Below are 7,276 nucleotides of genomic sequence, written 5' to 3'. Positions count from 1 at the left end.
TACCTTTAGTAATTTGTGGCAAATGGTTGAACAGAGGAATAATCCAGAATTTCCCAGTTTTATAGGCACCCCGCACCCGACCCTTCTCTAGGAGTTGGCGCAATCGTCGAGAGGAAATTCCTAATAGAGATGCCGCTTCAGTAGTTCCAACGCACTTGTTCATCAGTGGAGTCTCACTTAACTCTTCCTATAATACTATTTTAATATAGAAAAGGAAAATTGGCAACTTTAGGGAGTAGGGAATAGGGATGAAAGTAGCTAAAGTGTGGTAAGTGTGGAGAGGGTGGGAAGCAGTCAAGTGCTGTGGTTTCCACTATTAGCGACTCCGTCAATACCGGAATAGTTAGGAAATCGGGAAGAAAGGAAACAGGGAATAGGGTTGAAATCGTGGTAAGTGTGGAGAGGGTGGAGAGCAAGTTAAGTGGTGTGGTGTCCACTATTAGCGACTGCGTCAATACCGGAATAGGCACGAAAATTGGGAAGAAAGGAAACAGGGAATAGGGTTGAAATCGTGGTAAGTGTGGAGAGGGTGGAGAGCAAGTTAAGTGGTGTGGTGTCCACTATTAGCGACTGCGTCAATACCGGAATAGGCACGAAAATTGGGAATCGGGAATGCGATAGGCGTTGCCGCGCCAAAGGCGATTAGCCCGAAGGGCTAATCGCAAATAACCTAACTTTGGAACAAGCAGAATAGTTTAGGCTACGGTCAGTCTATGCATGCGATCGCATGCATAGTTACGGATGGTCGATCGATCACATTACTTACTTATTCCAACTTTGGAACAAGCGGAAGAGTTTAGGCTACGGTCAGTCTATGCATGCGATCGCGGAAACGAGATTGGCAGCTTAGGGATTTTAATCGTCCAGTATGGATGGGGTGATGCGAGGTTAGGGATGGGTGGGATAGCTTTAGCTTTTATAGCCAAAATCTAAAGCTATAGTGACAGTATATTTCCTAGTTTCTTTAATTGCTTTTTTGAAAGATGCTTTTATCTGCGTAAAACTTTCCGGTATTACTAAACTTGCTGCTACATTCAGGCTTGTTTCTACTTCACTAAACAAATTTATCTTTCGTTTGAATTCTAAGTCTTTATTGAACTTGCGATTATTGATTATAAAGCTAATATCTGCGTCTTTTTCTAAAGAGTATTTTTTTACATATTCTTTAACAAGATCTAGATTAGGAGGTTCTTTTTTAAGCTTAAGCTCAGCACGATTTTTTAATTTTATTTTCTGTTTTTTAGAAAATTTTATAGATATTTTAGGAAACAAATTATCCAAAAAAAAAATCTTGCTCTTTGCTATAAAGTTAGTCTTTTCTGCAAAACTTGTAACATCATTAATATCTAATTCAATACTTGTAGCACCTAAATAATTACAGATTGTTATATAGTGATCCCACTTGGGAAGAACTACCTTATTTTCAACTTGCTCTGCCAAAAAATATTTGATCGGATCTTCAGAACTTTGAACAAGAATATTTCCATTATCAAGAATATTCTCATGATCTAGCTTTTCTAAAAAACTAATTGTTTCTGGATCTTGATAGTTTTCTCTTAAGTTATCCATTAGCCAAGTTTGATCACTTGTTTTAATTGATTGGTGGAATTTATCATACTTTTTATCATTCCTGATCTGTTCGATTTTATCGCCAGGCAAAACAATAATAACTCGCCGTTCGTTTGCGGTAGGGATTTTTTTTGGGTATGGTTCATATCCAATTGGCATTACCAATCTTCCTCGTTTAAAATAATCAATATACCATTGCTTATAGAAATAATACAACTTGGTACAATGAGATTAGTTGTATTCAAAAATGAGCTTATTACCCAAGCAATAAATATTGGAGTGAATAAAAAAATAAGAGATTGAATTATGGGAAATACAAATCTTTTCCATTTTGTTTGTAAGTATATACCAAGTAGTTGTTTTTTTATGGTGTTAAGCTGTAAATCATAAATTTCACGATCAATGTTTTTTGAAAAGTTTTCAAATCTATTACAAATATAAAATAGCCAGTCTTGAACTGTATATCCATTTTTAAAAACAGGAATTTTTCCATAAATACCAATAATTGCAGGACGATTGGTAATATCAAGTTCTTGAGTAACAGTTTCAATATAAAACTCAAAATTACTGTAAAAAAAATCAATCCTCTCTTTCTTAAAGACTTTAAATTTAGACAATTTTAATTTATCAATACGATTCATAACTAATTTACCTTCAGTATCAAATAGTTTAATTTCTCTTAAGTTTGTTACAAGTATACCAGGAGTATCTTTAACAAGTAAATCGGAAGTATCTTTTTGGGAGTTAGGTACAAAGTAGTAGAGTGAAATCATATTCGTTAACTGGTTTTCATTAACTTATGAAGTATATCTATGATTAATTGATTAGCAAATTTCCCTGAAACAAGACTACCCACAATCCAATCTGCGTTTTTTGCAATTTGAGCATTATTGATAACTGTGTTTAGTCTATCTTTAAAATTTCTCAAATACGAATTGCTGAAGTCACTATCTGAGAAACTAGGTACTCCGCATTCTATTGGATTAACGTTCACCATATCTTTTCCTTTTCCACGTAAATCACCAAAATAATTACCTACTATAATAAAATTATTTTTTTTTCCCCAATCATCAAAATGTTTAAAATCATGCTGAATAGCAGTTATATATTGTTGTTTTTTTGATTTATTAACAAATTTATCAAACTTATCAACCACCAAAATATATTCACTTCTGACAACATAAATAATATAGTCTACTTTTTTAAAAACCTCTTTCTTAACATTATAGTTATTCCTGTCTCCGGCAGTATCATCGATATAAGAAAAGGCAATTTTTTTGTTAGCTCTATTTTCTTTTATTACTACTATTCGATGTCGTTCACGTTTTGATGTAGGTTTGACATCTTTTACCAACTCACAATCTACCATAAGTTTACGTAAAGTTGATTTACCACTATCATCAACACCAAGAATTCCAAGCTTTCTTCCAAAAAACCAAGGTATAGTTCCATTGAAATAATTTAATTTCTCTGTATCCCATTCCCATTTCATAAGAGTAATTGAAGCTTCTTTATTTTAATTTTAGAACAATATTTTTTTATAAATGTTCATAACTGACATCTCGCAATAAAATTTAATAAATTTTGTGAGCATGGCCGATGGCTGGTGGGAGCACAGGGGGTTGGTAGTGAGGCAAGAAATGGGCGGGAAAGAGTGAGGGTTTTTGCGATCGCAGCGGGTTTGTTAATGTGCTTGGAGGTGGGGATGTTCCCAGGTAAAAATCCATATTCCTTACTACTGATATCAATAGCTAGCTCAAAATACACTCAATAACGAATAAATTATATTCTTGCCTCCATCAGAGAGTCTAGATTAGACTGTTTTGGATATCATGCTGGGTTATTTCTGGCGCAAGTTATTACTCATGGCAAACTGATACCCCGATTTTCTAGAGTAAATAAAGTAAGCTAAGCATCAATCTTCAATTGCTGGAATGCCCAATAATTAAATTGATCATTTTTAACAGTCGCAAAACCCTTGACCCCCTCACCGACTAGCCGGAAAACTTCCACCAGCGATGCAGCGCGGTCTTGGGGGTTTCCCCCATGAGCGACTGCATCAAGAAATAAAGTGAATATCACTAAAAGTTTCAATCCACAAACGAGCACCACAATCCAGTGGATTATCTGGATTATAGACAATCTTACATGGACCAAGGATTTCCACTTCGTTGCCGTAGAGATTGGTACCACTTCGTTTTACTGAAATCACTGGCTTCCGGTCTTGAGGGCTTTTCTTGATATTGGAGCCAATGTGATTACGGTTGACATTAATCTTAGCTAAAGCGGGAGGACGACTAGTGCGCCATTTCCCCTTCGGTCCACGAGTACCTTTAGTAATTTGTGGCAAATGGTTGAACAGAGGAATAATCCAGAATTTCCCAGTTTTATAAGCACCCCGGACGCGACCCTTCTCTAGGAGTTGGCGCAATCGTCGAGAAGAAATGCCTAATAGAGATGCCGCTTCAGTAGTTCCAACGCACTTGTTCATTAGTGGACTTAATTATTAACTCTTCCTATAATACTAGTATATAGGATAAAAATAAAATTGGCAATGTCAGGGATTAGGGAATCGGGAATCGGGAATCGGGAAGAAACGGAAGAGTTTAGGGTGTGGTAGGGAAATGCGATCGCTTCGCGGCTCCAAAGGAGCATTGTTTGGCCTGTCCTAAGAATCCCTTAAGGTAGCTTGAGTCCACGCAGCGGCTAGCTACCATCACACATAGTCACTTACAAAATTAATTAATTAATGGTTGGGGAAACAGGATTTTTCCCGACTCCACTACTCCCGACTCCCGATTCCCGACTCCCGACTCCCTCACAAGTTTGTTACAAAAATTTTCAAAATATGTTATACTAGAAGATTATTTGTGCTATAATGAAATTACCGTGGGCGCTAAAGCGATGCAGCGCGGTCTTGGGGGTTTCCCCCATGAGCGACTGCATCAAGAAACGTTCCACGGTAAGAGCCAGCCTCAAGAAGTTCACAGGAAAGGCTGGCTCTCGTCCCCCAGTTAAGGAGATAACTTATTATTATGACGTACTCTCAACGCCTATATCCATGGGCCGTGGTTAGGTTATTGCCCAAGATGCAAAGAGTGGTTGTTGCTCGTTTCCGCAATCGCTCGGATGCGGAAGGTCACATGGAGGCTCTGAAGCGGTTAATGCCTGATGGGAAATTTATCATTGTATTTGATATTGGCCAGGAGATAGAAGAAGGATCTGAGGAGAATAGGGAGTAGGGAGTAATTAGCGATCAGCTTTCAGTTATCAGTGATCAGTTATCAGCCATCAGTCATAAGTTATCAATAATCAGCTTATGGGTTACATCACAGGCTGGAAGCCTATTCCACTGCTGACGGCTGATGGCTGACCGCTGACCGCTGACCGCTGACCGCTGACCACTGACCACTGACCGCTCATTTACTACTCACAATAGTCTCCCAATTCTGAATCACTTGCTGCAAAGCTTCCGGGAGCTGATTACTACCAATATCAGCATAACGTGTGGTACCAGCATTGCTGGTCAGGGTAACACTGATGTAATCAGCAGCACCAATAGGAGCAGGGTAACTGAGCTGATCAAACTGACCAAAGTCTACGTCTTTGTTGAGAAACTCTTCAAAGCCTTTGACATCTTGACGGGAAATGCGAGCAATCTCAGTGGGAGTGCTATTGCCATTTATCCTTATGTACTGCTGAATCACTTGTCCATTGTTGAGCAGACGGGTTTCAACGGTTTGACCAAAGAAACCACCATTTGCGATCGCACGAAATACGGTATTCTTTTCTAGGGCTGGTGGTAATTCACTGCTGGGAATCGGTACTGCTGCCAGTAGGTCTTGATTGTCCACTGATTCAACCTGAGCGGTTGCGGTAGAGTTACCTGATGGTAAGAACTTACTTTGACCAGCTTGGCTAGTTACTGCACTAAAGGATAAAATTCCGGTTAATGCACAGGCAGCAATAATATAAGAGGATGGGGTGATTGCACGCAAGTTTTTCATCTTATTCCCGTTATTAGTTGAAGGTGTACCCATAGGCCAAGGTAGAGGACTTACCAGCAGTATCAAGACCAATTTCTGGTGTTTGCCTCTTCACTTAGGAGTATTGACTATTGGGAGATTTGTTTTGTTTCGTGGTAACTACGGCAATATCGGTAGGGAAATCACGTCTTCTGACCGAAAAAGGCAAAAGGCAACAGGCAAAAGGCAAGAGGGGCAAGAGATCGGAAGTTTAATTGTCCAATCAAAAAAGACCATACAGGTTTACATCTGATTCAGAACGCTAAATAAGCGCGTTTGTATCTAGGTCCTAAACACACTTTTTGCCTTGGGTGTAGCGTTATATATTTGATTAACTCTTGCCTCTTGCCTCTTGCCTCTTGCCTTGACCTAAGGGATTCTGTTCACAACTCAAATATAAATGCTATAATTTTCAGACTTTCCCCAGTAACCCTTCCAATTCCTCGCGCACTGATAACGGTTGATACCCCAAACTAAATGCTAATGAACTATCCAATGAAGTATCCGGAGATCTAGGAGCAGCCATCGGTACATCCTTTTGTAGACAGCGTCCTAAATTATCTTGGGAAAGCTCAAATACCTCAGCCATCAGGTAACCAAAGTCATAGCGGGAGATCCTTTCTTTTCCGCCCAGATTAACTAGACCTTGGACTTTCTCTAGCGCTAATAAAAGTCCCTTGGCTGCTGTTGTGCCACTGACAGGGGTTCTAATTTCATCGGTAAATAAGCTCAAGGGTCGCCCTTCTCTCAGGATTTTGAGAAAGGGTTGGATAAAGCTACTGGCAGTAGGAGGAGCCATGCCAAACATTAAGGGCATCCGGCAAATCGCGACTTTAGGATAATGCGATCGCATCCCTTCTTCTGCCATAACTTTTTGCTCACCGTAATAGCTGATGGGCGATACCGGATCAGTTTCCAGATAAGGAGGATTTAAACCATCGAATACCAAGTCAGTGGAAGTAAACACGCAAGGGATATCATAATCTGCACTTAGTCGAGCAATATTGATAGAAGCTGTAACATTAATCGAGTATGATTCCTCGGGATGGGTCTGACAAAAATTAGGTTTAGATTGAGCTGCGGTATGAATTACTCCTGCTGGCTGAATCTCAGCAAACAGATGCTTCATGTCTTGAAAGTCTCTCAAGTCAGCCTTTACTAGGCTTATTCCCGGAATATCTATCGTCTGGGAAAAATAAGTTCCATAAATATCCCATTTTTCTTTAGCGAGCTGGCAAAGGTTCCATCCTAGGAAACCGCTAGCTCCTGTCACTAAGAGTTTTTTTGTCATCAAAATTTAGGGTTAGTAAGGGGGGAAAACGGATATCCCTGTTACTGTTCTATCTTTTGATTTCCTGAAGTGCCCATTAAATAAGCTGACAGCATAAGCGCTACGCGCACGCTACGCGAACAGCGTTCAGCAGTCAGCTTAGATGGACTTTTCCCCAGACTGTCAATTGGGTGCATCTCCTAAAAGCTGTTTGACCCAGTGGTGCGTTACGGGACGGACTTTCCTAACACTGGCTAGCGATAAAATGAGAGCTCGCCCGTCTTATCACGCACCCTACTGTCGTGGCACACCTAAAAATGTTTGTTGGGTTGAGCGGTAGGGAAACCCAACAAAGCGTTACTGGTGTTGGGTTTCATTCTTCAACCCAACCTACGCTTATTGCACCATTTTA

11 protein-coding genes are annotated in these 7,276 nt (G+C 39.7%); 2 read left to right on the top strand and 9 right to left on the bottom strand.

Translation table 11 applies throughout. The features are described from left to right. The 7 genes from BJP37_RS42250 to BJP37_RS38730 all read right to left on the bottom strand — a co-directional run. On the bottom strand, positions 1-163 hold a 163-nt coding region (locus BJP37_RS42250), incomplete at its 3' end, for a MerR family transcriptional regulator (protein ID WP_499884357.1). Between the two features lie 254 nt (positions 164-417). Further along, a complete protein-coding gene (locus tag BJP37_RS38735) occupies positions 418-636 on the bottom strand; it encodes a hypothetical protein (protein WP_158069475.1) in 219 nt (72 codons plus the stop codon). A gap of 273 nt (positions 637-909) precedes the next feature. Next, on the bottom strand, positions 910-1,728 hold the full coding sequence (locus BJP37_RS07310; protein ID WP_075897641.1) for a hypothetical protein: 819 nt from the start codon (positions 1,726-1,728) through the stop codon (positions 910-912). After that, complete coding sequence (locus BJP37_RS07305) at positions 1,728-2,342, bottom strand: hypothetical protein (protein ID WP_075897640.1); 615 nt, start codon at positions 2,340-2,342, stop codon at positions 1,728-1,730. The genes BJP37_RS07310 and BJP37_RS07305 overlap by 1 nt, the downstream gene beginning before the upstream one ends. 5 nt (positions 2,343-2,347) lie before the next feature. Then, entirely contained in the window at positions 2,348-3,061 is a 714-nt protein-coding gene (locus BJP37_RS07300) for a hypothetical protein (protein WP_075897638.1), read from the bottom strand. Between the two features lie 567 nt (positions 3,062-3,628). Further along, positions 3,629-4,060, bottom strand: coding sequence for a MerR family transcriptional regulator (locus BJP37_RS07295; RefSeq protein WP_075897636.1), 432 nt, complete (start codon positions 4,058-4,060; stop codon positions 3,629-3,631). Positions 4,061-4,068: 8 nt separating this feature from the next. Beyond that, the gene (locus tag BJP37_RS38730) at positions 4,069-4,224 is read right to left on the bottom strand and encodes a hypothetical protein (RefSeq protein WP_158069474.1); all 156 of its coding nucleotides are present in this window, start codon (positions 4,222-4,224) and stop codon (positions 4,069-4,071) included. A 380-nt stretch (positions 4,225-4,604) separates the two neighbouring features. On the opposite strand from BJP37_RS38730, the gene BJP37_RS07290 reads away from it, so the two are divergent. Beyond that, complete coding sequence (locus BJP37_RS07290) at positions 4,605-4,811, top strand: hypothetical protein (RefSeq protein WP_075897634.1); 207 nt, start codon at positions 4,605-4,607, stop codon at positions 4,809-4,811. 177 nt (positions 4,812-4,988) lie between these two features. Here the strand turns inward: BJP37_RS07290 and BJP37_RS07285 are convergent, their stop codons facing one another. Next, positions 4,989-5,576 carry a hypothetical protein gene (locus BJP37_RS07285; protein ID WP_075897632.1) on the bottom strand — a complete coding sequence of 196 codons (588 nt, stop codon included), beginning with the start codon at positions 5,574-5,576 and terminating at the stop codon, positions 4,989-4,991. Between BJP37_RS07285 and BJP37_RS07280 the strand changes: the two genes are divergently transcribed. Continuing rightward, positions 5,554-5,847: a hypothetical protein gene (locus tag BJP37_RS07280; protein ID WP_075897630.1), complete on the top strand. Its 294-nt coding sequence runs from the start codon at positions 5,554-5,556 to the stop codon at positions 5,845-5,847. The genes BJP37_RS07285 and BJP37_RS07280 overlap by 23 nt on opposite strands. Positions 5,848-6,006: 159 nt before the next feature. Here the strand turns inward: BJP37_RS07280 and BJP37_RS07275 are convergent, their stop codons facing one another. Next, positions 6,007-6,885 carry an SDR family oxidoreductase gene (locus BJP37_RS07275; protein ID WP_075897628.1) on the bottom strand — a complete coding sequence of 293 codons (879 nt, stop codon included), beginning with the start codon at positions 6,883-6,885 and terminating at the stop codon, positions 6,007-6,009. Between the last annotated feature and the right edge of the window lie 391 nt (positions 6,886-7,276).

The sequence above is a fragment of the Moorena bouillonii PNG genome, assembly GCF_001942495.1.
Classification (GTDB): Bacteria; Cyanobacteriota; Cyanobacteriia; order Cyanobacteriales; family Coleofasciculaceae; genus Moorena; species Moorena bouillonii.
The sequence above is the reverse complement of the archived record's forward strand: the minus strand, read 5'-3'. Positions and strand labels throughout refer to the sequence as shown.